Raw genomic sequence first — 26,010 nt, 5'->3', positions numbered from 1 at the left:
GGACTGAATCAGCAAAATGGAAGGAGAGAAGTATGAACCGCTTATTATTCAAGTCTATACGAGAGTATATGAAACAGTCAATCCTGGCGCCGTTGTTTGTTGTACTTGAGGTCCTGATGGAAGTACTGATTCCATTTCAGATGGCCAAGATCATCGACGAAGGAATCCAGGGGCAGAACCTCACCTATGTGATAGAGGTAGGCCTTGTATTGGTGGTCATGGCAATGCTGGCGCTGCTTTTTGGCGCCTTGGCCGGAAAGTTTGCGGCTGAAGCGGGAGCAGGATATGCCAAGAACTTGCGACACGATATTTTTTATAAGATACAGCAATTCTCTTTTAAAAATATCGATCATTTTTCCACGTCAAGCCTGGTGACCAGGATGACCACAGATATTACCAACGTTCAGATGGCATACATGATGACCATCCGGCTTTTAGCGAGAGCACCGGTCATGATCATCCTGTCCTGGATTATGACCTTGACCATCAATGTGGATATTGCCCTGCTATTTTTAGCGGCAATACCTGTGTTGGGGTTCTTGCTGATCTTCATTGCAAAAAAAGCGCACAAATATTTTATTAAGGTATTTGACGAGTATGATGTGCTCAACAATGATGTCCAGGAGAATGTTAACGCTGCCCGTGTAGTTAAGGCCTATGTACGGGAAGATCATGAAATTAAGAAATTTCATGGGGTTTCTCAGACCGTATTTCAGTTGTTTACCAAAGCGGAAAAGATTGTCGCCTTTAACAACCCCGTTATGATGTTTGTCATGTATACGGTTATTTTGGTCATGGTTCTCATCGGCGGACAGGCGATTGTTTTTGGAAGCATGGAAGCAGGTGAACTGACCAGTGTGTTGGTTTACGCCATGCAAATTTTAATGTCTCTGATGATGGTTTCCTTTGTCTTTGTCCTGATTATGATTGCAGAAGCATCTACAGATCGTATCACCGAAGTGCTCAAAGAAGTACCGGAGATGGAGAACATCCCTGAGGCAATCAAAGAAGTTCCCAATGGTGATATTGACTTTGAACATGTTAACTTCAGTTATTCCGGAAAGGATGGAAAACTGGCCCTGAAAGACGTTAATCTGCATATTAAATCTGGGCAGATGATCGGTATCTTTGGCGGCACCGGAAGTTCCAAGTCCTCTTTGGTTCAGTTGATTCCACGTCTGTATGATGTAACCAGCGGATCTGTGAAGGTAGGAGATATTGATGTCAGAAACTATGATCTAGAGTCCCTGCGTGATCAGGTATCAGTGGTTCTGCAGAAAAATGTGCTTTTTACCGGGACTATTTATGACAATATCCGCTGGGGTGATGAAAACGCCACTGACGAAGAGGTGCAGCGGGTTTGTAAGCTGGCCCAGGCTGACAGCTTTGTCCAGGAATTCCCCGACGGTTACGAGACAATGATTGTTCAAGGAGGTAATAACGTCTCCGGAGGACAGAAACAGAGGCTCTGTATTGCCCGAGCGTTGCTGAAAAAACCGAAGATCCTGATTCTGGATGACTCCACCAGCGCGGTTGATACCAAAACAGACGCAATGATCCGCAAAGCATTCCGAGAGGAAATCCCCGACACCACTAAAATAATTATTTCTCAGAGAATTTCCTCTATTGAGGATGCTGACCAGATCATTGTGTTGGACGGCGGAGAGATCAACGGCATTGGTACCTCGGAAGAACTTTTGAAATCCAACCAGATCTATCGGGAAGTATATGAATCTCAGGTAAAAGGGAGGGATGAAAATGAATAGCACACAGAGAAAAGGGCCCAAAAAACCGATGGAGACGGCTAAAAGACTGCTAAAATATGTAACTGGTACATACAAAGCGGAGTTTATCTTTGTATTTGTGTGTATTCTCGTCTGCTCCATAGCCTCCATTTCGGTTTCCATTTCTATGAAATTTTTGCTGGATGACTACATTATCCCACTGATCGGTCAGGCAAATCCCGATTTTTCCGACCTTTATCAGGCGCTGGCGGTGCTGGCGTGCATCTTTGTGCTGGGAATTTTGGCATCCTTCTGCTATAGCAGGTTAATGGTCAAAATCGGACAGGGCGTTCTTAAACGGATCCGGGATGAGATGTTTGAGCATATGCAGACACTGCCCATCCGATATTTTGACCAAAACACCAACGGCTCCATCATGAGCCTGTATACCAACGATACCGATACCCTGCGGCAGATGATCAACCAGTCTATCCCTCAGGTGCTTATGTCCACCCTGACGGTAGTAGTTACCTTCATCGCTATGCTGGTCCTCAGTCCACTGTTAACCGTCTTGGCTGTGGTGATGATCTTTGTCATGTTCCTGGTGGCCCGAAAGCTGGGCGGCAATAGCGGTAAGTACTTTATCCGGCAGCAGCTGGATCTGGCCAATGTGACCGGCTTTGTAGAAGAGCGGATGAACGGCCAGCGGGTTATCAAGGTCTTTAACCACGAACGCAAGTCAGAGGAGGAGTTTGACCAGCTCAACGAGCGGCTCTATGCCAGTTCCTCCAAGGCCCATACCTTTGCCAGTATTATGGGCCCGATCATGGGTAATATCGGCAATATCCATTTTGTGCTGACAGCGGTTTTTGGCGGCGTGCTGCTGATTGGAGGAATTGGCGGGGTAACCATTGGTACCATTGTATCCTATCTTCAGTTCACCAAGAGCTTTTCTCAGCCTTTCATGCAGGTGGCCCAGCAGTTTAACTCCATCATCATGGCCTTGGCCGGTGCAGAGCGGATATTCCGCCTGATGGATGAGGAGCCGGAAGTGGATGACGGTTATGTCACCTTGGTCAACGCTAAAAAAGATGAGCAAGGTAACATTGTAGAATGCAAGGAAAGAACAGGCATGTGGGCGTGGAAACATCCCCACCAAGCTAATGGAGATGTCACCTACACCGAACTGAAGGGCGATGTCCGCTTTTATGATATGTCCTTCGGTTATACAGATGATAAGATGGTTCTACACAATATTAGTCTGTATGCGAAGCCGGGTCAGAAGCTGGCCTTTGTAGGATCTACCGGCGCAGGAAAGACCACCATTACCAACCTGATCAACCGCTTCTATGATGTGCAGGACGGAAAGATCCGGTATGATGACATCAACATTAATAAGATTAAAAAGGCGGATCTTCGCCGGTCTTTGGGTATTGTATTGCAGGATACCCACCTGTTTACAGGAACTATAATGGAAAATATCCGGTATGGAAAACTGGATGCCACAGATGAAGAGGTTTACGAGGCGGCAAAGCTTGCCTATGCTGACCAGTTTATCCAGAGACTTCCTAACGGATACCAGACCATGCTGACCAGCGACGGCGAGGAGCTTTCTCAGGGCCAGCGGCAGCTTTTGTCTATTGCCAGAGCGGCTGTTGCCAATCCGCCGGTGCTCATTCTGGATGAGGCAACCTCTAGTATCGATACTCGTACCGAGAGCATTGTCCAAAAAGGTATGGACAATCTGATGAAGGGAAGGACAGTATTTGTTATTGCCCACAGACTGTCGACCATTCGAAACAGTGACGCGATTATTGTTTTGGAACACGGTAGAATTATCGAAAGAGGCACCCATGAAGATCTTATAAAAGAAAAGGGTACTTACTATCAGCTTTACACTGGTAAGCTGGAACTTTCCTAGTTGTCTTTATAAACCTAAACGGGATACTCGCAAGTCCAAAAGCTTGCGTGTATCCCGTTTTTTACTTATATTATGCTGATTTGGAACATAAATGAGATAAAACCACTATATTGTAGTATATGTATTGAGGGAGGGACAACGATGGAAACAATGCAGTTTGACAAAATGGTGGAAAAATACCGACAGGAGCTTTTGACGATGGCTGCCAAGCAGAAAAATTCCCAATGGCCTTTGTCAGCTTCGGAAAGGGAAGCCCCTCAGCAGCCAAAGATTTCAGAAGATAACGTAGAAAAGCGATGGGAACAGAAGCCTTCTCTCACAGTCAATATGACGCCAGTTATTACTGGGGAATCTAGACCAAACACTACAGGAGAAAATGGATCAGAAAACCAACAACAGGTACCAGAGCGTTCCAGCTTGCAGAACAGCAAAGAGGCAGGGACAGATCCTATCGAAGAAACCATGACCTATGGGGAATTCCTTGAGCGGAACCCCCATTGGGGACTGATGAAAATTCAGGCTTTTACAGGCAGGGGTACCATGCCGGTAGAAGGGGTAGAGATATCTATTGACCGCAATTTTACCGATGGCCCTCGAAACTTTTATCGGCTGACAACAGACGCAGATGGGATTATCGATCATATCAATCTACCAACACCGGATAAAAATCTATCCCAGCATCCTGAATCTGAACAACCTTTTGCCACCTACAATGTTACAGCGACCCATCCCAACTATCATCAGCAGGTATTTAAAAATACGCCGGTGTTTGAAGGGATAAAATCTATTTTGCCCATCCGTCTGATTCCCAAAGAATTACCGCAGGAATAGATGGGAGGGATCCAGATGCCGGAATACGCAGTGCCGACAATTCCAACAACAATCACTGTCCATCTGGGCCGTCCGGATGAGCCGGCCCGGAATGTAGAGGTGCCTTTTATAGAATATATAAAGAATGTTGCTTCCAGTGAAATATATCCCACCTGGCCGGAAAGCGCAATCCGGGCCAATATCTTGGCGCAGATTTCTTTTGCGCTCAACCGGATTTACACTGAATGGTATCGTAGCAGAGGCTATGATTTTGATATTACCAATTCAACCCAATATGATCAGTATTTTGTAGAAAACCGGGATATTTATGAAAATATCAGCCAGATTGTGGACGATATTTTCAACAATTATGTGGTCAAAGGGGAAAGCATCTCTCCCTATTTTACCCAATACTGCAACGGGACCACCAGCACCTGCCCCGGTCTTTCCCAGTGGGGGACTGTGGAGTTGGCCAACCAGGGAATGACGCCCTACGAAATTTTGCAGCATTACTATGGAGATGATATAAATATAGTGTCCAACGCACCGGTGGAGGATAACATCCCCTCCTATCCTGGGGTACCGCTGCGATTGGGAAGCGCACAAGAAGAGGTCCGGACAATACAGCGGCAGCTCAACCGCATTGGCGACAATTATCCTGCCATTCCTAAAATTGATCCAACCGATGGAATTTTTGATTTGCAGACCGATGCAGCCGTGCGGAAATTTCAGGAGATTTTTAACCTGCCAGTGGATGGGATTGTGGGAAAGGCCACATGGTATAAAATCAAATACCTGTATAACAGTGTGAAAAACCTAGCAGAGTTAACATCCGAAGGGATTACCCTTTCTGAGGCCGACCGTATTTTTGCCACCGTCTTGCGGGAGGGGGACAGCGGCAACCAGGTTCGCGTTGTCCAGTATTATTTGGCGGTAATCGGCTACTTTGACAACCGATTTCCCTTTATCGCTCCTGATGGGTATTTTGGCCCGGAGACCGCCAACGCGGTTCGAGTCTTTCAGCAGGCCTATGGCATTGAGCCTACAGGAGAGGTCAACCGGGATACCTGGAACAAACTGACGAAAATCTATCGTTCTACGATTAGCAACCTGCCGGAAGAATATCTGTCGGCCAGTGATGAGATCTATCCTGGACGGCACCTGACCCTTGGAATGGAGGGGGATGATGTGAGGGCTTTGCAAAGGTTCCTAACTGCAATCTCCGCAAATGATTCATCCATCCCTCCGGTGACAGTGACGGGTATCTTTGATGAACCTACAGAGCAGGCGGTCCTTGAAATACAAAAGGGAAGAGGTTTACCCCTAACCGGAGCGGTGGGGCCCCTTACATGGGCACGCATTGTCGCCCTGTACCAGCAATACGTCAACCAAGATTAAGAAGAATAAGAGACAACAATCCCGGCAATTTGCCGGGATTGTTACATCATTTCCCCATAGATGCGATAAAGCTCATTGAGCTCGGCCCGAAGTTCTTTTTCTTTAGGAACGAAGGTTTGGACAAGAGCATGGAAAGCGGGGCTATGGTTGGGAATAATAGTGTGGCATAGTTCGTGAATCACTACATATTGAATACACCTTTGGGGCATCAGAATGAGGCGTTTATTCAGGGTGATTCTGTTTTGTGTGTGATTGCAGTTGCCAAAGCTTGCCGACATCTGGCGCAAGAAAAGCTGTGGTATAGGATGCTCGCCGGAACAAAAGGGTTCTGCCACGGCAGTATAAATCTGGGGGAGCAGAGACAGCGCCTGCTGTTGATACCATTTTCTAACGGCTTGGTCAATGCTGGCAGAGTCCTCTTTCTTTGCCCCAGAAACGACCAACAGCCCTCCGCTCAAGTGGACATTGAGATGGCCCAGATCCGTAATGACCAAAGGATACCGCCTGCCTAAAAAGAAAGCAAAACCGCAGGCGGCAGGGCTGCTATAATGTTCCGCTTGATCCTTATGCCGCATATGTAGCAGCAGCCAATCAAATTTGGAGAGAAGAAAACCTTCTACCGTGGCAAGGGCAATTCGTTTGGGCGCCGATACCATCACCTTTCCTTCAGGTGTCACACGTACATTGATATTTTTCACCTTTTTCCGTTGCAAGGTATAGGAAATGGTTTCGTTACCCCGCCGGATGATTCTCTCTTCCATGAAAAGCTCCTTTTGCTGTCCGCCTGTAACAAAAATCATAAATCTGCATTTTCTTCTATTATAATATAAACTCCTATCGATGAACAGCTGAAAAGATAACAGATCGGGAGAAACGAAAGATGAAGGTGATAACTAAACAAGAAAAAGGGAGAGGCTGCTGCCTCTCCCTTTTGTTCATTAGCCTTCCGTCTCACTCTCCACGACCAGGGTAGTGGAATCTCCATTTTTGACGTTTTCTTTCAAAAGCGCTTTTACCAAAGTTTTAAAGCTTACAGTAGAATTGGTTGCACCCGCAACCTTGTCGACCTTATCAATGTCTTGGGTATCCTCTAACTTTTGAGCCAGTTCGGGATAAAATTTTGCCGGATAGGTGCCGCTGACGGACTCCATAGACTCTTGATATTCTACATCGTCGGTTTTGAGTTCGCCCGCTTCACTGACAGCGTTAAAAGTGACATCGGTAAACTTACCATCTTTGACGGTCAGCTCTACAAATTCCTTGTAGCCGTGGGAATATGCGTCATATTCGGCCCGATAGGTACCATCTTTCATAGATGCGCCGCAACCGGACAACACGGCAGCAATCAACAGGCAGCTGAGCATAACGGCTGCAAATTTTTTCATAAGGACTCCTCCTATCTTTTTGTCTATCAATGAAATACAATTGGAAAGATCAAATCTTTTGTGCTCTTGTATATTTTACTCACCAAGAGCCAAAATATGCTGTCGTTATCCGTGGGGCATTTTGTCATCTTAAGGAGGGCCTGCTAAATTATTATCAAGATTGTAGAAAGTGAAGAAAAATCTGGTTAAACTTTTATTCTGTAGCATGTAAAAAAGTTTGAATTTAAACCAAGAATAGTATAGAATAAATGATATGACAGATGGTCATGTCAATGATAGAAAAGCGAGGGAATGTGGTAGTTGACAAAAAGGAAAAAGACCATACTTTGGGTTACTCTGGCCGCTGTGGCGATTGCCGCAGTCGCCATTTTTGATGGAATATACAATGCGCGAAAGGACAAGACGGTCAAAACAGAACAGTTCATCATGGATACAATTATTACCCAAACCGTTGTGAGTTCTCATGGTCAGGAAGTGGCGGACACAGTCAATGAGCAGCTCCGCCGTTTTGAAGAAAAACTCTCCATGCACCTGAATGACTCTGAAATTTCAAAGATCAATGCCAATGCAGGTGTCGATTATGTAAAAGTATCCCAGGAAACGTTTGACTTAATCAGTACAGCAAAGTCTATGTCTGAACTGTCTGGCGGCCTTTTCGATGTGACCATCGCTCCGCTCACCAGCCTTTGGGGGATTACATCCGATCATCCCAGAGTGCCCAGCCAAGAGGAAATTGACCAGGCAAAGTCCTTGGTGAACTATGAGGATATCCTGCTGGATGAAGAGAATACGGCGGTGATGCTTCGAAGAAAAGGTCAGGCCTTGGATATGGGCGGCATTGCCAAGGGGATGGCAACGGATATGGTCAGGGAAATTTATGAGGAGATGGGGGTAACCGCGGCCAGTATTTCCCTAGGAGGAAATGTGCTGGTGATTGATCCAAAGTCTCAGGGAGAAGACTTTGTTATTGGGCTGCGGGATCCCAGAGGTACTGCAAACGATGTGATTGCCAAGCTCGTCGTAGAAGGCAAAGTGATTGCCACAACCGGAGACTATGAGCGATATTTTGAACAGGATGGGAAACGCTATCATCATGTGATAGATCCAAGAACAGGTTATCCCTGTGAAACCGATTTGATTCAGGCCACGGCAATTTGTGAAAATGGTATGCTGGCGGATTTTCTGTCGACCACTCTTTTTATGATGGGAAAAGACAAGGTGCTGGCATATGCGGATAACGATATGTTTGATTTCATTATTGTGGACAAGGATAAAAATGTATATGCTTCCCAGGGCATTCTGGACTCCATCCGCCAGATAGATGAGAGTACCGGCTACACCTTTTATGAAGGGGTGGCAGTAGAAAAATGAGAACAGATACAGAAGGAAAAACCCGCCCTGCCTATCAGGTTGCGTTTACAGGAATGTTGTTTGCCCTGTCGATGGCATTGGCCTTTTTAGAAGGTTTGCTTCCGACGGTGGCCTTTTTACCGCCCGGTGTCAAGCTGGGCCTTTCCAATATTATCACCATGTATGCGCTGTTCTGCGTGGGGAAAAAAAGAGCGCTGCTGATTGCTGTGCTCAAATCTATTTTTGTGCTTTTGACCCGTGGTACTGTGGCGGGGATTCTCAGCTTAAGCGGAGGAATTCTTTCGGTAGCAGTAATGGTGGGAGTATCTGTCATTTTGAAAGAGAAAGTTTCCTATCTTACAGTGAGCATTCTGGGAGCCGTGTTTCACAATATTGGCCAGTTGGTAGCAGCATCTTTTTTGCTGCAAACGGAAATGGTCCTATATTACCTGCCTGTGCTGATTCTGTCCGGAATTGGCATGGGGCTGATTACAGGACTGACTGTCAGGGTTGTCATGCCTGTTCTCAACAGGCTGCAAAATAAAATCCGCTGAGGATCAACAGGAGTTTAGCTGACTGCTGCAGCGGTATCATCCGAAAGTGGACAGAAAATGCGCGTGGAAAAGCATAACGCGCAAGGTAGTGATTCCACTGTGGTCCAGCAAATATGTAAATGGAGGAAAACGACGTGTCAAAGTTTGTACAAAAATCTCTGCACTCCATTTCGGTGCCGCACTATAAAAATACCATGGACTGTGCTACCGAGATGATGCCGGTGCCGGAGAGGGTGCTGCTTCCCATGATCCAGCATATGGGAGCACCATGTGAGCCAATGGTCAAGGTGGGGGACCAGGTCAAGGTGGGGCAGCTCATCGGAGACGCTGGGTCTCCGATGTCCGCGCCTATTTATTCCAGTGTTTCCGGCAAGGTGACAGCGATCAGTGAATTTATCAATCCCATGGGAATGCGCACATCTGCTGTCGCGATTGAGAGCGATGGGGAGCAGACCATCAGTGAAGAGATACAGATCCCATCTGTCTCAACCAAAGAAGAATTTTTGGCCGCCATACGCAAAAGCGGACTAGTAGGATTGGGAGGAGCAGGTTTTCCCACCCATGTGAAACTCAATCCAAAGCATCCAGAAAAGGTGGATACCCTCATTATCAACGCGGCGGAATGTGAACCTTTTATCACCGCGGATTATCGGGAAATGATGGAGAATCCCGATGATATCGTTGAGGGAATCAAGTTGGTGATGCATTATCTTTCGATTGCCAAATGCTATATCGGGATTGAGAACAACAAGCCCAGGGCGATCAAGCTTCTCTCAAAGATGGTAGAAAAGGAACAGGGAATCCAGGTAGTTCCCCTTAAATCCGTCTATCCCCAGGGCGCAGAAAAAGTATTGATCTATAACACTACCAGGCGTGTGGTAGGTGAGGGAATGATCCCGGCGGATGCGGGAGTGATTCCCCTCAATGTGAGTTCGGTCGCTTTTATAGCGCGGTATATGAAGACGGGAATGCCCCTAGTTTCCCGCCGGCTTACGGTGGATGGCGGAGCAGTGGCTCATCCGAAAAATGTTATGGTGCCATTGGGAGCTTCCTTCCAGAGTGTCATCGATTTTTGTGGCGGGCTGAAGAAAGAACCCAAAGAGGTCTTTATGGGCGGTCCCATGATGGGAATTGACGTCTTTGATCTGGATTATCCAGTGATTAAAAATAACAACGCCATTATCGCTTTCGATGAGAGTCAGGTATCCCGTGATAAGGAAACCAACTGTATTCGATGCGGAAGGTGCGGCGGGGCATGCCCTATCGGACTGATGCCCGCAGCTATTGAAAAGGCGTATCATCTCAAGCAGACGGAAGCCCTTGCGGGGCCACTAAAGGTGATGCTGTGTATGGAATGCGGCTGCTGTGCCTATGTATGTCCTGCCAAGCGTCAACTGGTGGCAACCAATAAGTTGGCAAAAAATCTTGTGAGAAAATCAATGAAGAAGTAAGAGGTGAACACATTGAACAACCAATTGATAGTAACATCTTCTCCCCATATCAAAGATGGCATGACGACACAAAAGATCATGTTGAATGTGATCATCGCTCTTATTCCTGCGCTGATAGCCTCGGTTGTCATCTTTGGATTCCGGGCACTTTTGGTGACTGCGGTTTGTGTAGTCTCTTGTGTGTTTTTTGAGTACCTTTACAGGGCTCTAATGAAAAAAGACAATACGACCAGCAATCTATCCGCCATCGTTACCGGTATGCTCTTGGCCTTTAATCTGCCGGTCACCATCCCTATTTGGATGGCGGTCATTGGCTGCTTTGTCTCTATTGTCATTGTCAAGCAGCTTTTCGGCGGCATTGGACAGAATTTTGCCAATCCCGCCATTGTGGGAAGAATTGTTTTGTTCCTTTCCTTTTCCAGCGCTATGACCAATTGGGTGGAACCTTTCTATTACCGGAATGCGGAGGCTGTAACCACAGCAACCCCCTTGGCCCTTTTGTCTGATCCTGCGGCGGCTGCTCCCGACAATCTGGACTTGTTTTTGGGGATCAACGGCGGATGTCTGGGGGAGACCTGCGCGCTTGCCCTGCTCATCGGCGGGGTCTATCTGGTGATCCGGAGGATCATCAACCCCATGGCGCCTGTAGCATTTATCGGTACCGTATTTGTGGGAAGCTTCCTGCTGGGATTGGATCCTGTGGCCCAGATCCTTTCTGGAGGACTGATGTTGGGCGCCATCTTTATGGCCACGGATTATGCAACTACCCCTGTTACCTTCTGGGGTAAGCTTATCTTTGGCGTAGGATGTGGACTGATTACCCTACTAATTCGGAATTTTGCCTCTTATCCAGAGGGGGTTTCTTTTGCGATATTGCTCATGAACATCCTCACCCCCTATATAGAGAAAGTCACCCGTCCGAGAGTGTTTGGAGGTGTGAAAGCATGAGTACGATGAAAGAGATTGTGAAACCTACCGTAGTTTTACTTCTCATCTGTTTGGTCGTTACCGCTTGTCTGGTGGGAACTTACCAGCTGACCGCACCGGTCATCGCGGCGCAGGGAGAAGCAGAAGCAAATGCGGCCCGAAGGGAAGTCCTGCCGGAAGGCGATGACTTTGAAAAAATCGAAATTGACCAGACCCTGATAGACCAGGGCATTGTTGAGGTATATAAGGCAACGAATGGAGCGGGTATCACCGTTCAGGCGGTGGGGAAAGGTTATGGCGGGGATATTACCGTCATGACCGGACTGGACGCTGACGGAGCCATTGTGGCGGTAAAAGTGCTAACATCCAGCGAGACGCCGGGAGTCGGTACCAAAACGGCGGAACCAGATTTCCTTGACCAGTTCCTGGGGAAGACCGGGGATGTAGATGATGTCCAAACCATTGCAGGAGCTACCGTTTCCTCCAATGCCATGAAGGGGATACTCAATGCGACGCTTTCTGCTTATGACCAGGTAAAGGGGGAACTCTAAGATGAACAGAATGAAAATCCTACTCAATGGTATCATCAAAGAGAATCCTACGCTGGTGCTTCTCTTGGGTACCTGCCCTACATTGGCCGTAACAACCATGGCCAGAAATGGACTGGGTATGGGTTTGGCCGCGACCTTTGTCCTGATCGGTTCCAATGTAGTGATCTCTCTTTTGAAAAACGTAATTCCCGATAAGGTACGCATTCCGGCGTATGTTGTAGTAATCGCTGGATTCGTCACCATTATCCAGCTGTTGGTACAGGCCTACGTGCCCTTCTTGGATAAGGAATTGGGCATCTTCCTCCCCCTGATCGTGGTCAACTGTATCATTCTAGCCCGGGCGGAGATGTTCGCCAGCAAGAATACGGTGCTGGATAGTTTCTTTGACGGCTTAGGAATGGGACTAGGCTTCACCATGGCTTTGCTGATCATCGGTTCAATCCGTGAAATCATCGGTTCGGGCACTTGGTTTGGGCTGACGGTCCTGCCAGCGTCGGTGGAGCCGATGAAGATTTTGGCGTCTGCTCCCGGAGGTTTCTTTGTATTTGGCTGCGTTATTGCGGCAGTTCAATTTATTTCAAGGAAAAAAGGCAAGACGGTGAAGAAATCCACGGGATGCGCTGCCTGCCCCATGGCAGAGCAATGCGGAAAAACTAAGGAGGGAGAGTGCTAAGCCATGAAAGAGATATTTATGATACTAGTCAGCGCCATTTTGGTTGACAACTTTGTCCTCTCCAAATTTATGGGCATCTGCCCGTTCCTCGGTGTTTCCAAGAAGTTGGATTCTGCTGTAGGTATGGGTTTGGCAGTCACCTTTGTAATGATTATGGCCTCTGCCGTTACCTATCCGATCTATCGGTATTTGCTGTTACAGTTCGACTTAACCTATCTGAATACCCTCGTATTTATTCTAGTCATTGCGGCCTTTGTCCAGTTGGTAGAAATTGTACTGAAAAAGTTCATTCCCGCGCTTCACAAGTCTCTGGGGGTCTATCTTCCCCTGATTACCACCAACTGTGCGGTGCTGGGTGTCACACTTCTCAATGTGGACAACAATTACAACTTCCTTGAGTCCATTGTCAACGCCGCCGGTGCCGGGCTTGGATTTCTTCTGGCTATGGTCCTCTTTTCCGGTGTGCGTCAGAGGATGGAAGGCTGTGATATCCCTGAATCCTTTAAGGGAATGCCCATCACTTTGGCGGCGGCTTCCATGGTATCCCTGTCCTTCGGCGGCTTTGTAGGTGTCGTGGACGGGCTGTTCAAATAAGCCGAGAGTAGAGGGAGGTTGTCATGTTTACTACTGTTGTATTGCCAATCATCATACTATCAGCTCTCGGCTTGATTGCCGGACTGCTGTTGGCCTTAGCGGCTAAGTTTATGGCAGTGAAGAGCGATCCCAAATTTGATCAGATTAGAGAAGCGCTTCCAGGAGCCAACTGTGGTGCCTGCGGTTATACCGGCTGCGATGATTATGCCAAGGCATTGGCGTCCACAGAGGGGGTCAAAACGAATCTTTGTATTCCTGGTGGTGAAAATACTTCCCGGGCTGTCAGTGAAATCCTTGGGGTGGAATTTTCCAATGTAGAGAGGATGTCTGCTGTTGTCCGGTGCGGGGGAGATTGCGACGCCACCGGTTACGCCATGGAATATCGTGGCCCGCAGACCTGTTCTGCCTGCAATACCTTTTATCAGGGTCGTGGCAAATGCAGCCACGCCTGCCTTGGATTTGGCGATTGCGTTGCGGTCTGTATGTATGACGCTATCCATTTGGAGAATGGAATTGCTGTCGTCGATAAGGAAAAGTGCACAGGCTGCGGTATGTGTGTAAGAGAATGTCCCAATTCTATTATTGAGCTGCGGCCTACAAGCAACTTGGTATTTGTAAGATGTTCTTCCCATGACAAGGGAGCCTTTACGAGAAAGGTCTGCAGCCGTGGCTGTATTGGATGCAAAAAGTGTGAAAAGGTCTGCCCCACAGGAGCGGCAAAAGTTACCGAGAACTTGGCGTCTATCGACCCCAAGCTATGCACCAATTGTCATGCCTGTGAAGAGACGTGTCCCACCCAATGTATCCGTTCCTATCCCTTGAATAAATGAGAAAACGGCTGCGTAAGCAGCCGCTTTTTTATGAAGTGCTCTATGAGAATGGGAAGATGGATTTCCAAATTGTTCACAAACTGTTTTTTTCAGGGCTAAGAATTTTGTGAGGAACTGCGCTAAAATAATTACAGGGTCTCAATATTTTGCCAGCAAATATTAGGAGCGTGAACAGATGTCTGATAGAGAGACTGTTGAGAACCTGGTACAGTTGCTGGCGTTATTTGGAAGAACAAGTACATCCAAAATTAAATATCCTGGAATGAAGTCAACGGAGCTCAATGCCATTGTATGTATTAAATCCCAAGAGGATGAGCATAAAGAGGGGATCAAAACCTCTGACATTGGCAAATTGCTGGGGGTAACCCCGCCCAGTATCACCCCTGTCATTAATTCTTTGGAAGAACAAGGGCTGGTCACTCGAGTCTATTCGAAGCTGGATCGCCGGGTGGTTAGGGTAAAGCTAACCGATCGGGGCGAAGCGGTGTACGATGAGGCAAAAGAGATGATGATTGAAAAGAACAAGGGATTAATGGAGTATTTGGGACATGACGATAGTCGTCAATTTGTTCGAATACTACAGAATGCATTGGGGTATATGAGCAAAATTAATTAAATCAGGACAAATATAATAAAAGGCAGTTCCTACTGAGAGTGGGAATTGCCTTTTATTATATTCTACTGGTTTTTTCTATCAGGCACAGAAGCTGAGAATTTGGGTTTTTGAAAAATCGTATTTAACGACTTTTTTGTGGTACAATGGTAAGACGATAGAAAGAGGGGATAGCTCAATGAAAATTGTAGTTTTAGATGGCGGCACAGTAAATCCCGGTGATATTTCCTGGGAACCCCTGGAGTCTTTAGGTGAGGTTTCGGTTTATTCTAGTACGCCCAAGGAAAAAGTCATAGAACGTATCGGAGATGCTGTGGCTATTCTTTGTACCCGCACCCGAATACCAAGGGAAGTGTTTGCATGTTGTCCTCAGCTCAGATATGTGGGACTGTTTGCCACAGGGTATAACATTGTGGATATTGATGCGGCGACAGAACATGGTGTCATCGTCTGTAATGTGCCAGGATATTCCACAGAGGCGGTAGCGCAGCATACCTTTGCCCTTTTGCTGGAAATCTGCCAGCATGTCTCTGATTTTGATCGTCTTGCCCATACAGGATGCTGGGAAGAAGGCCCCCAATATTACAGCCGCCAGCCTCTATTGGAACTGAGAGGAAAAACCATGGGAATTATTGGCATGGGAGAAATCGGACATCGCACAGCCAAAATAGCAGAAGCCTTCGGCATGCAGGTGTTGGGTACCCGCCGTCACCCGGATCCGGCCATGGAAACCCAACAAATTCATTTTGTCAACTTTACCACACTTTTGCGAGAAAGCGATATTATTTCCATCCACTGCCCCCTCTTTCCCGAAACAAGGCACCTCATTAATAGAGAGACTATCTCCCAGATGAAGGACGGAGCAATCCTGCTGAATACGGCGAGAGGGCCTATCCTTCAGGAGGAGGATGTGGCACAGGCCCTAAAAAGTGGTAAGCTTTCCGCTGTAGGGGTAGATGTTTTGTCTGTGGAGCCACCGGATAAGGAGACCCCGCTTTTGCAAGCTCCCAACTGTATTGTGACGCCACATATTGCCTGGGCACCGCGAGATACACGCATTCGGTTGGTAGAGATGGTGGCAGAGAACCTGCAAGCGTTCATGAGGGGAAAACCTATCCATATGGTAAATCCCGAGGCGTGGCGAGAGAAAATTGAAGGTTAGCTTATGCTAACAGAAGGCGGTTTTATTGCTTTTTATAAGATGTAGCTGTAAAATAAGATAGAATATAATGCGAAACTATCAAGGAAAAGGGGAAAGAGATTGAAAACGCTGGATAAGCTTAAAATTGGGAAAAAAGCGCGGATTGTAGCGGTCAATGGAGAAGGCGCTTTGAGAGACCGGCTTCTTGATATGGGATTGACCCCAAAGACCCAGGTGATGGTCCGAAAGGTGGCGCCTATGGGAGACCCCATCGAGTTAATGCTCCGTGGCTATGAGCTGACCCTGCGCATTGACGATGCAAAAAACATAGAGGTCGAGGAGGATTAAGCATGGTTTTTGCATTGGTAGGAAATCAAAATAGCGGAAAAACAACCCTTTTTAACCAACTGACGGGTTCTAATCAGCACGTGGGCAATTTCCCGGGTGTAACAGTAGAGCGCAAGGATGGTGTTATCCGCGGACATAAAGACACAACTGTGGTGGATCTGCCGGGAATCTATTCTCTGTCGCCTTATACATCGGAGGAGATTGTCACCCGGGATTTTATCTTAAAGCATCATCCAGATGGCATCATCAATATTGTGGATGCCATGAACATAGAAAGAAACCTTTATCTGAGCATGCAGCTTATCGAGTTGGGCGTTCCTATGATCATTGCGCTGAATATGATGGATGAGATGAGATCCAATGGGGGGACAGTCAAAATCGATCAGCTTTCAGAAGAACTGGGTGTACCTGTAGTCCCCATTTCAGCAGCGAAGAATGAGGGAATCGATGAACTCATCAACCGCGCTATGCGTACGGCAGAACGCAGACAGCTCCCCAAGCGCCAGGACTTTTGCTCCGGCGCCGTACATAGAACCATCCACTCCATCGCCCATCTCATTGAAGACCATGCAGAGCGAGCAGGCTTGCCCATGCGCTTTGCGGCCACCAAGCTGGTGGAGGGAGATGGACCGGTAGAGGAGATGCTACAGTTATCTGACAATGAGAAGGATATGATCCAGCACAGCATCACCGAGATGGAGCAGGAGCTTGGAACCGATAAAAAAGCGGCGCTGGCTGACATGCGGTATAATTTTATTGACAAGCTCTGTACCGACTGCGTTATCAAACCCAAAGAAAGCCGTGAGCATATCCGCAGTGTCCGGATTGACAATGTGCTTACCAATAAATATCTGGCGATACCGGTGTTTTTGCTCATTATGCTGGTCATCTTCTGGCTGACCTTTGGCGTTGTGGGAAGCTTTCTCAGCGACCTGCTTTCCCAGGGGATTGATGCGCTAACAAATCTTGTCAGTGAGGGACTGCTTGCGTACGGAATTAACCCAGTGATTCACTCTCTCATTATTGACGGAGCTTTTGCCGGAGTAGGCAGCGTGCTTTCCTTTATTCCCACCATTGTGGTACTGTTCTTTTTCCTCTCCCTGTTAGAGGACAGCGGATACATGGCCCGTGTTGCTTTCGTCATGGATAAGCTTCTGCGGAAGATTGGCCTTTCTGGCCGCAGCTTTGTCCCCATGCTTATTGGATTTGGATGCTCTGTACCGGCCATTATGGCGACACGGACCCTTTCTAGTGAACGGGACCGTAAAATGACCATTATGCTGACCCCTTTCATGTCCTGTAGCGCCAAACTGCCCATTTACGGTATGTTCACCATGGCCTTTTTCCCCAGATACCGAGCTCTTGTCATGATCGGGTTATATGTGCTGGGAATGGTTGTCGGCATTTTGATGGGTCTCATCCTCAAAAAGACAGCATTTCGGGGGAATCCAGTCCCCTTTGTCATGGAACTGCCTAATTACCGCCTGCCCAGTCCCAAAAGCGTAGGCCTGCTGCTCTGGGACAAGGCAAAAGATTTTTTGACCAGGGCATTTACTATCATCTTTGTAGCAACCTTAATTATTTGGTTCTTCCAGACCTTTGATACCCGATTGAATGTGGTAGCGGACAGCGCGGACAGCGCGGACAGCATGCTTGCCAGTATCGGACGGTTCATTGCTCCCATTTTTGCTCCCCTGGGCTTTGCGGATTGGCGTGCCTCCACCGCGTTGATCACTGGTTTTTCCGCGAAGGAGGCGGTGATTAGTACTTTTGCCGTTCTCACAGGGGCCAGCACGGCTACCTTACCTCAGGCCCTCGGCGGCATCTTTACGCCTCTCGCCGCTACATCCTTCTTGGTATTTACCCTGCTTTACACTCCTTGCGTGGCTGCTATCAGCGCTGTAAGGCGAGAAATGAACAGCGGAAAAAGTGCACTTCTTGTTTCTGTAACCCAGACAGTGGTAGCTTGGTTGATGGCGTGTTTGGTCTATCAGGTCGGAGCGCTCTTTATCCATTGAGGAAAGGATGACGCGATGAAACCCATAGACTATGCTATCCTTATTCTTCTTGTTGTCTTGGTAGCACTGGCTGTCAGATATGCCTGGAAGCACCGGGGAACTTGCGGTGGCTGTCAGGGCTGTGCTGGCTGTTCCCGTAGGGATTGTCAGCAGAAGAAAGAAGATGAACAATAGGGAGTTTTGAAGCTATAGAGCTTCCTTTCTAGAAATTACGTGATAATAAAAAAGCGCCCATCAGGGCGCTTTTTTATTTAGTCAACCTTAGGCAGACCGTCAAAACCTTTTTGTAGATCAGCATCAGAGGGAATATAGTCGTTCATTTGACCATCATGATAAGCCTGGTAAGCGGTCATATCAAAGTAACCCGTGCCGGTCAGACCAAAGAGGATGGTTTTGGTTTCTCCTGTCTCTTTGCATCTGATGGCCTCATCTATAGCGGCACGGATAGCGTGGGCAGATTCAGGTGCCGGCAAGATCGTCTCATACTTGGCAAAATAGGTAGCAGCTTCAAAGACTTTAGTTTGCTCTACAGAAACAGCCTCCATATATCCATCGTGATAAAGTTTGGAAAGGATAGGGGACATACCGTGATACCGAAGTCCGCCAGCGTGGTTGGGGGAAGGCATGAAGCCAGAACCCAAAGTGTACATCCGGGCCAGGGGAGTGACTTTTCCAGTGTCACAGAAATCGTAAGCGTATTTGCCGCGGGTCAGGGAGGGGCAGGAAGCGGGTTCCACAGCGACGATACGAGGATCAGCCTTTCCGGTCAGTTTATCCTGCATAAAGGGAGCGATAAGACCGCCAAGATTGGAACCACCGCCAGCGCATCCGATGATGATGTCGGGATATTCATCTAGCATTTCCATAGCTATTTTGCTCTCTAGGCCAATGATAGACTGATGCAGAAGCACTTGATTGAGAACAGAACCGAGCACATACCGGCATCCTTCTGTAGTCATCGCCTTCTCGATTGCCTCAGAAATCGCACAGCCCAAGCTGCCCCCAGTATTGGGATCAGCAGCCAAAATCTGGCGCCCAGCATTGGTAGTATCACTGGGGCTTGCGATAACGTTAGCATCGAAGGTTTGCATCACCGCTTTACGGAATGGCTTTTGGTTGTAGGAGACCTTTACCATAAATACTGTCAGATCCAAACCAAAATAAGCGCATGCTTCAGCCAATGCGGTGCCCCACTGCCCAGCTCCGGTCTCGGTGGTAAGGCAGGTCAGTCCTTGCTTCTTAGCATAATAGGCCTGGGCGATAGCAGAGTTAAGCTTGTGACTTCCAGAGGTGTTATTACCCTCAAATTTGTAATAGATCTTGGCAGGAGTGCCGAGAGCCTTTTCTAAGTTATAGGCTCGGATGAGGGGGGAGGGACGGTAAATTTTATACATTTCCTGAATTTCTTCGGGAATATCAATATAGCGCGTTTCCGCATCCATCTCTTGATGAGCCAACTCCTTGCAGAAAACGGGATAAAGGTCTTCTTCCGTAGCAGGTTTCAAGGTGGCGGGATTGAGCATGGGATCAGGCTGTTCCGGCATGTCGGCCCGCAGATTATACCACTGTTTCGGCATCTGGTCTTCGGTGAGATACAGTCTGTGCGGTACTTTTTTCATCATAAGGACTCCTTTACAAATTGATCTTGAGTTTTGCGGGAGCGCCGCCCCTAGGGGCGAAGGTCATGACGGCGAAGTATCTGCTCCACGAGGAGCAAATAAAAAAGGCTTTTGTCTCAACAATACTGTTGGGACAAAAGCCATAAACTTCTGCGGTACCACCCAAATTGACACTTTCGTGTCCACTCGCTCCCTATACAAACATATAGGCTCCCTTGATAACGGGCGGAGATCCCGTCAGGCACTACTAAGTGTTACTCTTTTCGTCCTGCCCTCATGAGTCCATTCAACAAAGCGTCCTCTATTGCCTTCCACCAACGGCAACTCTCTGTAAGACGACTTTCTTTGCCTACTCTTCTCATTCAACGGTTTGAGGTGTTTGATTGTCATTTAGTATAATCACCAAGAATAACTTTGTCAAGGGGAAAGGGAAAATTTTTTAGGGAAATATAAAGAGGACGCTTCTTATCGTCCGCTTTATATAATCAAATTTTATTTTCTCCTTTTTGCAGTGCCGAAGAGAATCGCTCCGGCTGCAGCCCCTAATACTGCTATGGCAACAGGCAATACGCCATGGTCGCCAGATGAGAGGTTTTCTTTTTCGGTATTATGATCTGATCCACTCGATGTAGGCCATTCCCAGTCGGAATTAGAATCCGCGCCACCCGGAATCGAGGGTTTATCAGTATCAGGCTTGTCTGATGAAGTAGTAGGTGCTGTTACTTCAATGATTGCCTCCATAGAGGTGATATTCTGTTCGCCACCATGCCCATTGGTAGTATCCTGTAAGGTAGCTACAGCGGTATAGGTGCCGACAGAAGTCAGATCAACTTGAGTAAGGTCCCACTCAAGCACAGAGACAGAAATTGTCCTTCCACTTTCTTTGGTGCCGGTGACTTCTGTGGGCAGCATAGAAATCACATCTGCTTTATCGGTACCGGTTTCCACCGTGATTTTTACGTTTTCCGGTTCAATGTGAATGACAGGAGAATCATCTTTGATAGTGACCTTCACGGTGGTGGTAATATGGTGCCTTCCACAGTACCGATCACGTCATAGGTGCCGAGAGCATCAAGCTTTACATTTTTCTGAATTGGCTTCCAAACTAAAGGCATTGGCAAAAGTATCAGAGATAACAAAGTTATTTTGCCATTATTGGGAACTTCATAGACGCCATCAGTTTCTGTGAAGTTCTCACCTTTTAGGTTTTCTAGAGAGCTAGTATTTGCCAACTGGTTTGCATAAGCTCCATGTTTTTCAAAATTGCCGCATCCACTTCTTTTCTTCATCTCAAATAGAGCGCTATGAAAGCGCATACTAAACATTTCTATATTATCAAAACAAGATGAAATGTGCGATTGCTTGTCCAGATAGAAAATAGTTTTCATTGACATTCTTTTTTTCTTCCATTAAGGTTAAAGAGAAGCTATTCAGAAGAAATAAAGGAGGCGACAGACTATGTCAAAAATTTATGGTCATCTCTATGATTTAATAGGTAATACGCCACTGCTGCGATTGCAGGGATATGAAGCCACACATGGGATTTCTGCTCAGATAGTTGCAAAGCTGGAGTATTTCAATCCTGCCGGCAGTGTTAAGGATCGGGTGGGATACGCCATGATTGTTGATGCGGAAAAAAGAGGAATCCTAAAGCCCGGTACTGTCATCATCGAGCCCACCAGCGGGAATACCGGCATCGGCCTTGCCAGTGTCGCGGCATCCAGGGGGTATCGGATGATTCTCACCATGCCGGAAACCATGAGTATTGAACGTCAAAAACTGCTCAAGGCCTATGGAGCGGAAATTGTCCTAACTCCGGGAGAAAAAGGGATGCAGGGCTCCATTGAAAAAGCCCAGGAGCTGGCCGCCTCTTTTCCCCAAGCGTTCATCCCCTCCCAATTTTCCAACCCGACCAATCCCGCTGCCCATGAGGCTTCTACTGGCCCCGAGATCTGGAGAGATACTGATGGTACAATTGACATTCTGGTGGCGGGAATCGGTACTGGCGGAACCCTTTGCGGCACTGCAAGATACCTAAAAAAACAAAATCCCAGTATCCAGATCGTTGGCGTAGAGCCTGCTTCTTCCCCCCTCATCACCCAAGGGAAAGCTGGCCCGCACAAGATTCAGGGGATCGGCGCTAATTTTATCCCTGAAAACTATGATCCCGCTTTGGTGGATGAGGTGTTGGCCATTACCGATGGGGATGCCATCCGGGCTGCTAAAGAGTTAGGGCGGACCGAAGGACTTTTGGTGGGGATTTCCTCCGGAGCCGCGTGCCATGCCGCTTCCATCCTTGCCCAAAGACCTGAAAACGCAGGTAAGCTCATTGTGGCCATTTTTCCTGATACCGGTGAGCGCTATCTTTCCACCGAGCTTTTTGATGATTGAGTTATGTCTCTTTTCCTGTGAAACAAGTGGATTGTTTTCTTTCCGCGCTTGTCCTGTTGGAAAAATTGAAGTAAAATAAAAAGTGTCAACGAAAATAGGTCCTGTCATGTTCCGGTGGCCGTGATGGGAAAAAGCATTAATTCATCCGCCGGAGAATGGAGATTACTATGGCAGCAAAAACAGTAAAATTTGGCATCATGGCTACCGGCGATATCGCCCGCCAGATTACAGAAACCATTCAGTCCGTACCTGGCGCTGAGGTTTGGGCCGTGGGTTCCCGTACCTTGGAGAAAGCACAGGCTTTTGCAGAAAAGCATCACATTCCTCATGCTTATGGCAGCTATGAAGAGCTTGTATCCGATCCAGAAATTGATATCATCCATGTGGCTACTCCCCATTCCCAGCATTATGAAAATATGTTGCTTTGTTTAGAGCATGGTAAGAATATACTCTGCGAGAAGTCCTTTACCGTCAATGCTATCCAGGCGAAAGAAATCTTCAAAATTGCGGAAGAGAAAAAGCTGTTCGTCATGGAAGCTCTCTGGCTTCGTTTTAATCCGGCTATCAACCAGGCTATCGCCAAAGCAAAAGATGGTCAGATCGGTGATATCCGTATGGTCAACATTATCTTTGGACGGATGTCTCCCGACGCAGGCAGTTCCAATGACCGTTATAACCGTCCCAAACTGGCTGGCGGCGCCTTGTTGGATCTTGGTGTATACACCATCAATGCTGCTCAGATGATCTTTGATGAGCAGATGCCCACCAAGATTGCCACCGTTGGAACAATCAGCGAAGAGGGAATCGACGAGCAAAGCTCCATCATCTTCCAATATGGAAAAGACCAGACCGTTACCATGCAGCTTGCCTACCGCTCTCATATGACCCGCCATTTCTCCATTAATGGCACAAAAGGTATGGTGGAAATGGAATATTTCCCCCGCTGTGATAATGTCTATGTCCGCATGGGAAAAAGTGCCGGTGAAAAGTATGAGGTGGAAACCTATGCCAACGCCTATGAGCCTGAAATTCGCCATGTCGTAGATTGTATCCAGAAAGGGCTTACAGAAAGCCCCATCATGACCCACGAAAAAACCATCCGGACCATGGAGCTAATGGATGCTTTGCGCAAAGAGTGGGGGCTTAAATATCCGCTTGCATTTGAGGATGAGTTGTTCGCTAAATAACTAGAGAACAAACCCAACTTTACCACAATGTATCAATAAGTAAAAATAGCGCGGCATCGTTTAGATGCCGCGCTATTTTTTTACTTCGATAGTAAATTTTAAATATTGATTTCTCCATAAAAAGTTTTTTCCTGCTGGTTGCGCTTTTCTTATGCTTTCCCTTCTTTTCGTGCCTTATGCTTTTTGAGAAACGGTACCAAGGCTCTTTGAACACTGACAAGGATCTCCCCTGCATTGAGCACAAGCATCAGCAGGGTCAAAAGGATTTCCCACAAAATCCAGAGGGGAAGTTCTTGGATCATAATGAGGGACTGAGCCAAAAGAATAACTGTATTGATACAGATTTTAAGTGCATTCCAGTCCATCTTGATAAAGCGTCGTGTATCCAGCGCCCGAAACAGGAATACCACAAAATATCCAATGAAGGTGGCGAAAACCGCTCCGGTGACTCCCCAAATCGGGATGAGCAGGAAATTAAGCACAATGTTGACAATGGCACCTACTGCTGTAGTCAGCAGGATTAAAAGGCTCTTTTTCTGCACCATGTAAATACTTCCCAAGAAGTTGACCAGGCAGGAAAAAACTGTGGCCATGACGAGAAACGGAATATACTGCCAAGAGGTATAGAATTCATTGGAGACCATAATTTTGGTAATCAGCTTCGAGAACAAAATCAAGCCAGACCCTGCCATAAAGACAAGAGAGCCATACATGCGGAATACCTTGGTAAAGAATTTTTCTCGTGACCGCTCCTCTGTCATGGCAGAAAGCTGCCATGCGTCCATGAAAATACTGGAGACAAGGTTGATCAAGGTTGGCACCTTATAGGCCGCCGCCAAAAGGCCGTTGGCATCGCTGCCCACCATATAAGCCACAATATACCGATCGGACATGGTGATGATCCACCAAAACACTGTGTTTGGAATCAATGGCAAAGAATATCCTAGCATGGCACGGCTTGTAATCGTGTCCATTCCTTTAAAACGAATGTATCGGTTTAGTTTTGCTGTAATAAATAGAAAGACTACCGACAATGTATCTGAACAGATAATGGCGAGAATATATCCCATGGCGCCCCAACGGAAACCCACCAGGAATAAGATATTAAATAAAATCGTTGTTGCCGTACTGAGTATCCCATCAAATGCATAAAGACGCACTAGATTCCGAGCTTTCACAAACTGTGAACAGAGAGATCGCATTGACGACATGAATACAAACAGATACATCAAAAAGGTATAGTCGGAAACATATCGAATTTGATTGATGAGCGGTGAGAAAAGCAACAGAATAATAAAGCCGGCTACAATCGAAAGGATGCCTGTAGAAAACACATCGCTTTTGCGCACGGAACGGTCCAGGCCAAAACGCACAACACCATTAATTATGCCTAAGGATACCAGCGGCAGAAGCAGATTACCAGTCTGAACCACCAAGTCAGTAATACCGTATTCCCCGGTTGTCAGAACTCGGGTATACAAAGGCATCATTAAATAAACCAGTACCTTAGAGCTAAAGGTACCGATAGCAAAAATCGCCGTATTGGAGATCAGTCTTTTATATTTGTCCACGTTGTTCTCCTTGTGTCATTTTTCAGAGTGGATGGACCACTAGCTGAAAGAAATCTTTCCTATTATAAACCATATTCCTTTGTTTGGCAAAATAAATCACAGGAAAAGCTATTTCCTTTTATTTTTTGCCATTTTAGGAGAGCTTTCTTGGGAGCAAAATAACCTAGCCCGCTTTTTTTTCCAATAACTACTCATGCTCATACCCGGAATATCTGTCACTTCTTTCTCCAAAAAGTCCGGTGGGATAAACGAGCTTGCCTCATCAACGCTGTCAAACTCCACCTCAGCGTACATAAACTCTCCTTCCTCACCTGGATCCACCCGGCTGCATTCCAGCCGATGCCCATCGGGAAGCAGATATACCCGAAAGTCTTTGCGGACTGGAGCCATCTCCAGCAGGCCACAAAGTCTTTCATAAATATTTTCCTCGATATCTAATTCTATCTCTTCCCTTACCAATGTACCTTTGCCCTTAAAGCAAAGCTTGTAATCAGAAACTCCCTTTGTGGTCTTTTTACGAATTCGTACCACTGGTTTGACGCAAAGATATCCCTGTTCGACATCCGCTTTCAGCAGTTCTGGTAACTCAGGGAATTCTGTAATTAAAAATTTTCTTTCTATCTCCATGATTCTCTTCCTTCGTTTCCGTGGCCTTTTTAACACTGGAGTATTATATCACAAAGAATATGAGCAAATCTACCTTCTGATATGAATATGGCCTTTCTCCTTATATTGGTCGGGGGATTTTGGATTTAAGCTTTTGTTTCATTGGGAAATCTTATGAAAATCTTCATTTTTTCTTTGCAAAATCTTCCCATGTTCATCAAAACAGAGTCACATTTCCAGGGTATAGTAAAGACATTCCAAACAGGAACATCCTAACATACTGCCGATGCCCTCCGGTAGTCGGATTACCGGCCGGTTGGCTTAGGCAGACTAACAATGATCCCCTTT

The 26,010-nt window shown here is 46.9% G+C and carries 26 protein-coding genes and 1 other annotated feature; of the genes, 19 read left to right on the top strand and 7 right to left on the bottom strand.

All coding sequences use genetic code 11. From position 1 onward, the window contains the following. Positions 1–32: 32 nt before the first annotated feature. The 4 genes from ACZ25G_RS00275 to ACZ25G_RS00260 all read left to right on the top strand — a co-directional run bounded on the left by ACZ25G_RS00275 (position 33) and on the right by ACZ25G_RS00260 (position 5,853). Positions 33–1,766: an ABC transporter ATP-binding protein gene (locus ACZ25G_RS00275; protein WP_342682818.1), complete on the top strand. Its 1,734-nt coding sequence runs from the start codon at positions 33–35 to the stop codon at positions 1,764–1,766. Further along, complete coding sequence (locus ACZ25G_RS00270) at positions 1,753–3,645, top strand: ABC transporter ATP-binding protein (RefSeq protein WP_463681138.1); 1,893 nt, start codon at positions 1,753–1,755, stop codon at positions 3,643–3,645. Before ACZ25G_RS00275 ends, ACZ25G_RS00270 begins: the two co-directional genes overlap by 14 nt. 141 nt (positions 3,646–3,786) lie before the next feature. Further along, the gene (locus ACZ25G_RS00265) at positions 3,787–4,476 is read left to right on the top strand and encodes a hypothetical protein (RefSeq protein WP_342682814.1); all 690 of its coding nucleotides are present in this window, start codon (positions 3,787–3,789) and stop codon (positions 4,474–4,476) included. 15 nt (positions 4,477–4,491) lie between these two features. Continuing rightward, complete coding sequence (locus tag ACZ25G_RS00260) at positions 4,492–5,853, top strand: peptidoglycan-binding protein (RefSeq protein ID WP_463681137.1); 1,362 nt, start codon at positions 4,492–4,494, stop codon at positions 5,851–5,853. 41 nt (positions 5,854–5,894) lie between these two features. On the opposite strand, the gene ACZ25G_RS00255 is transcribed toward ACZ25G_RS00260, so the two are convergent. Continuing rightward, positions 5,895–6,614 carry a M48 family metallopeptidase gene (locus tag ACZ25G_RS00255; RefSeq protein WP_463681136.1) on the bottom strand — a complete coding sequence of 240 codons (720 nt, stop codon included), beginning with the start codon at positions 6,612–6,614 and terminating at the stop codon, positions 5,895–5,897. Positions 6,615–6,791: 177 nt separating this feature from the next. Continuing rightward, the gene (locus tag ACZ25G_RS00250) at positions 6,792–7,238 is read right to left on the bottom strand and encodes an FMN-binding protein (RefSeq protein ID WP_463681135.1); all 447 of its coding nucleotides are present in this window, start codon (positions 7,236–7,238) and stop codon (positions 6,792–6,794) included. Positions 7,239–7,538: 300 nt separating this feature from the next. On the opposite strand from ACZ25G_RS00250, the gene ACZ25G_RS00245 reads away from it, so the two are divergent. The 13 genes from ACZ25G_RS00245 to ACZ25G_RS00185 all read left to right on the top strand — a co-directional run bounded on the left by ACZ25G_RS00245 (position 7,539) and on the right by ACZ25G_RS00185 (position 18,462). Then, positions 7,539–8,609 carry an FAD:protein FMN transferase gene (locus ACZ25G_RS00245; RefSeq protein ID WP_191510017.1) on the top strand — a complete coding sequence of 357 codons (1,071 nt, stop codon included), beginning with the start codon at positions 7,539–7,541 and terminating at the stop codon, positions 8,607–8,609. Further along, a complete protein-coding gene (locus ACZ25G_RS00240; protein ID WP_342682808.1) occupies positions 8,606–9,142 on the top strand; it encodes a Gx transporter family protein in 537 nt (178 codons plus the stop codon). Before ACZ25G_RS00245 ends, ACZ25G_RS00240 begins: the two co-directional genes overlap by 4 nt. Positions 9,143–9,276: 134 nt before the next feature. Then, positions 9,277–10,593, top strand: coding sequence for an electron transport complex subunit RsxC (rsxC, locus tag ACZ25G_RS00235; RefSeq protein WP_463681134.1), 1,317 nt, complete (start codon positions 9,277–9,279; stop codon positions 10,591–10,593). A 12-nt stretch (positions 10,594–10,605) separates the two neighbouring features. Further along, entirely contained in the window at positions 10,606–11,541 is a 936-nt protein-coding gene (locus tag ACZ25G_RS00230; protein WP_463681133.1) for an RnfABCDGE type electron transport complex subunit D, read from the top strand. Then, positions 11,538–12,071, top strand: a complete 534-nt coding sequence (locus ACZ25G_RS00225; protein ID WP_191482554.1) for an FMN-binding protein — start codon at positions 11,538–11,540, stop codon at positions 12,069–12,071. The genes ACZ25G_RS00230 and ACZ25G_RS00225 overlap by 4 nt, the downstream gene beginning before the upstream one ends. Before the next feature lies 1 nt (position 12,072). Next, positions 12,073–12,744: an electron transport complex subunit RsxE gene (rsxE, locus tag ACZ25G_RS00220; protein ID WP_191482553.1), complete on the top strand. Its 672-nt coding sequence runs from the start codon at positions 12,073–12,075 to the stop codon at positions 12,742–12,744. 3 nt (positions 12,745–12,747) lie between these two features. Next, a complete protein-coding gene (rsxA, locus tag ACZ25G_RS00215; RefSeq protein WP_191482552.1) occupies positions 12,748–13,338 on the top strand; it encodes an electron transport complex subunit RsxA in 591 nt (196 codons plus the stop codon). 23 nt (positions 13,339–13,361) lie between these two features. Then, entirely contained in the window at positions 13,362–14,168 is an 807-nt protein-coding gene (rnfB, locus tag ACZ25G_RS00210; protein WP_463681132.1) for an RnfABCDGE type electron transport complex subunit B, read from the top strand. A gap of 175 nt (positions 14,169–14,343) precedes the next feature. Beyond that, positions 14,344–14,784: a MarR family winged helix-turn-helix transcriptional regulator gene (locus ACZ25G_RS00205; RefSeq protein ID WP_463681131.1), complete on the top strand. Its 441-nt coding sequence runs from the start codon at positions 14,344–14,346 to the stop codon at positions 14,782–14,784. A 175-nt stretch (positions 14,785–14,959) separates the two neighbouring features. Beyond that, entirely contained in the window at positions 14,960–15,943 is a 984-nt protein-coding gene (locus ACZ25G_RS00200) for a D-2-hydroxyacid dehydrogenase (protein ID WP_463681130.1), read from the top strand. A gap of 99 nt (positions 15,944–16,042) precedes the next feature. Then, positions 16,043–16,270, top strand: coding sequence for a FeoA domain-containing protein (locus tag ACZ25G_RS00195; RefSeq protein ID WP_191482548.1), 228 nt, complete (start codon positions 16,043–16,045; stop codon positions 16,268–16,270). Between the two features lie 2 nt (positions 16,271–16,272). Then, positions 16,273–18,288 (top strand): ferrous iron transport protein B, encoded by a 2,016-nt coding sequence (gene feoB / locus ACZ25G_RS00190; RefSeq protein WP_463681129.1) that lies wholly within the window; start codon positions 16,273–16,275, stop codon positions 18,286–18,288. 15 nt (positions 18,289–18,303) lie between these two features. After that, on the top strand, positions 18,304–18,462 hold the full coding sequence (locus ACZ25G_RS00185; protein WP_191482546.1) for a FeoB-associated Cys-rich membrane protein: 159 nt from the start codon (positions 18,304–18,306) through the stop codon (positions 18,460–18,462). Positions 18,463–18,539: 77 nt separating this feature from the next. Here the strand turns inward: ACZ25G_RS00185 and ACZ25G_RS00180 are convergent, their stop codons facing one another. The 3 genes from ACZ25G_RS00180 to ACZ25G_RS00170 all read right to left on the bottom strand — a co-directional run bounded on the left by ACZ25G_RS00180 (position 18,540) and on the right by ACZ25G_RS00170 (position 21,295). Further along, on the bottom strand, positions 18,540–19,907 hold the full coding sequence (locus ACZ25G_RS00180) for a TrpB-like pyridoxal phosphate-dependent enzyme (RefSeq protein WP_342682796.1): 1,368 nt from the start codon (positions 19,905–19,907) through the stop codon (positions 18,540–18,542). Between the two features lie 126 nt (positions 19,908–20,033). Beyond that, positions 20,034–20,282 (bottom strand) — a binding site (T-box leader). Between the two features lie 117 nt (positions 20,283–20,399). Beyond that, on the bottom strand, positions 20,400–20,921 hold the full coding sequence (locus ACZ25G_RS00175) for an Ig-like domain-containing protein (protein WP_463681128.1): 522 nt from the start codon (positions 20,919–20,921) through the stop codon (positions 20,400–20,402). After that, positions 20,918–21,295, bottom strand: coding sequence for a hypothetical protein (locus ACZ25G_RS00170; protein WP_463681127.1), 378 nt, complete (start codon positions 21,293–21,295; stop codon positions 20,918–20,920). Before ACZ25G_RS00170 ends, ACZ25G_RS00175 begins: the two co-directional genes overlap by 4 nt. A gap of 70 nt (positions 21,296–21,365) precedes the next feature. On the opposite strand from ACZ25G_RS00170, the gene cysK reads away from it, so the two are divergent. Together cysK and ACZ25G_RS00160 are read left to right on the top strand one after the other, a co-directional pair. Beyond that, entirely contained in the window at positions 21,366–22,298 is a 933-nt protein-coding gene (gene cysK / locus ACZ25G_RS00165; protein ID WP_463681126.1) for a cysteine synthase A, read from the top strand. Between the two features lie 167 nt (positions 22,299–22,465). Continuing rightward, a complete protein-coding gene (locus tag ACZ25G_RS00160) occupies positions 22,466–23,485 on the top strand; it encodes a Gfo/Idh/MocA family protein (protein WP_191482542.1) in 1,020 nt (339 codons plus the stop codon). A 149-nt stretch (positions 23,486–23,634) separates the two neighbouring features. Here the strand turns inward: ACZ25G_RS00160 and ACZ25G_RS00155 are convergent, their stop codons facing one another. Continuing rightward, complete coding sequence (locus ACZ25G_RS00155) at positions 23,635–25,056, bottom strand: oligosaccharide flippase family protein (RefSeq protein WP_191510076.1); 1,422 nt, start codon at positions 25,054–25,056, stop codon at positions 23,635–23,637. Positions 25,057–25,164: 108 nt separating this feature from the next. After that, the gene (locus ACZ25G_RS00150) at positions 25,165–25,683 is read right to left on the bottom strand and encodes a CYTH domain-containing protein (RefSeq protein ID WP_463681125.1); all 519 of its coding nucleotides are present in this window, start codon (positions 25,681–25,683) and stop codon (positions 25,165–25,167) included. Between the last annotated feature and the right edge of the window lie 327 nt (positions 25,684–26,010).

The organism is Zongyangia sp., from assembly GCF_965361945.1.
Note: the sequence above shows the minus strand (reverse complement) of the source record. Positions and strands in the feature narration are given on the sequence as shown.

Coding starts and splice junctions, on each gene's coding strand:
- ACZ25G_RS00275 (WP_342682818.1), top strand. CDS start 33: ATGAACCGCTTATTATTCAAGTCTATACGAGAGTATATGAAACAGTCA.
- ACZ25G_RS00270 (WP_463681138.1), top strand. CDS start 1,753: ATGAAAATGAATAGCACACAGAGAAAAGGGCCCAAAAAACCGATGGAG.
- ACZ25G_RS00265 (WP_342682814.1), top strand. CDS start 3,787: ATGGAAACAATGCAGTTTGACAAAATGGTGGAAAAATACCGACAGGAG.
- ACZ25G_RS00260 (WP_463681137.1), top strand. CDS start 4,492: ATGCCGGAATACGCAGTGCCGACAATTCCAACAACAATCACTGTCCAT.
- ACZ25G_RS00255 (WP_463681136.1), bottom strand. CDS start 6,614: ATGGAAGAGAGAATCATCCGGCGGGGTAACGAAACCATTTCCTATACC.
- ACZ25G_RS00250 (WP_463681135.1), bottom strand. CDS start 7,238: ATGAAAAAATTTGCAGCCGTTATGCTCAGCTGCCTGTTGATTGCTGCC.
- ACZ25G_RS00240 (WP_342682808.1), top strand. CDS start 8,606: ATGAGAACAGATACAGAAGGAAAAACCCGCCCTGCCTATCAGGTTGCG.
- ACZ25G_RS00225 (WP_191482554.1), top strand. CDS start 11,538: ATGAGTACGATGAAAGAGATTGTGAAACCTACCGTAGTTTTACTTCTC.
- rsxE (WP_191482553.1), top strand. CDS start 12,073: ATGAACAGAATGAAAATCCTACTCAATGGTATCATCAAAGAGAATCCT.
- rsxA (WP_191482552.1), top strand. CDS start 12,748: ATGAAAGAGATATTTATGATACTAGTCAGCGCCATTTTGGTTGACAAC.
- rnfB (WP_463681132.1), top strand. CDS start 13,362: ATGTTTACTACTGTTGTATTGCCAATCATCATACTATCAGCTCTCGGC.
- ACZ25G_RS00205 (WP_463681131.1), top strand. CDS start 14,344: ATGTCTGATAGAGAGACTGTTGAGAACCTGGTACAGTTGCTGGCGTTA.
- ACZ25G_RS00200 (WP_463681130.1), top strand. CDS start 14,960: ATGAAAATTGTAGTTTTAGATGGCGGCACAGTAAATCCCGGTGATATT.
- feoB (WP_463681129.1), top strand. CDS start 16,273: ATGGTTTTTGCATTGGTAGGAAATCAAAATAGCGGAAAAACAACCCTT.
- ACZ25G_RS00185 (WP_191482546.1), top strand. CDS start 18,304: ATGAAACCCATAGACTATGCTATCCTTATTCTTCTTGTTGTCTTGGTA.
- ACZ25G_RS00180 (WP_342682796.1), bottom strand. CDS start 19,907: ATGAAAAAAGTACCGCACAGACTGTATCTCACCGAAGACCAGATGCCG.
- ACZ25G_RS00170 (WP_463681127.1), bottom strand. CDS start 21,295: ATGAAAACTATTTTCTATCTGGACAAGCAATCGCACATTTCATCTTGT.
- cysK (WP_463681126.1), top strand. CDS start 21,366: ATGTCAAAAATTTATGGTCATCTCTATGATTTAATAGGTAATACGCCA.
- ACZ25G_RS00160 (WP_191482542.1), top strand. CDS start 22,466: ATGGCAGCAAAAACAGTAAAATTTGGCATCATGGCTACCGGCGATATC.
- ACZ25G_RS00150 (WP_463681125.1), bottom strand. CDS start 25,683: ATGGAGATAGAAAGAAAATTTTTAATTACAGAATTCCCTGAGTTACCA.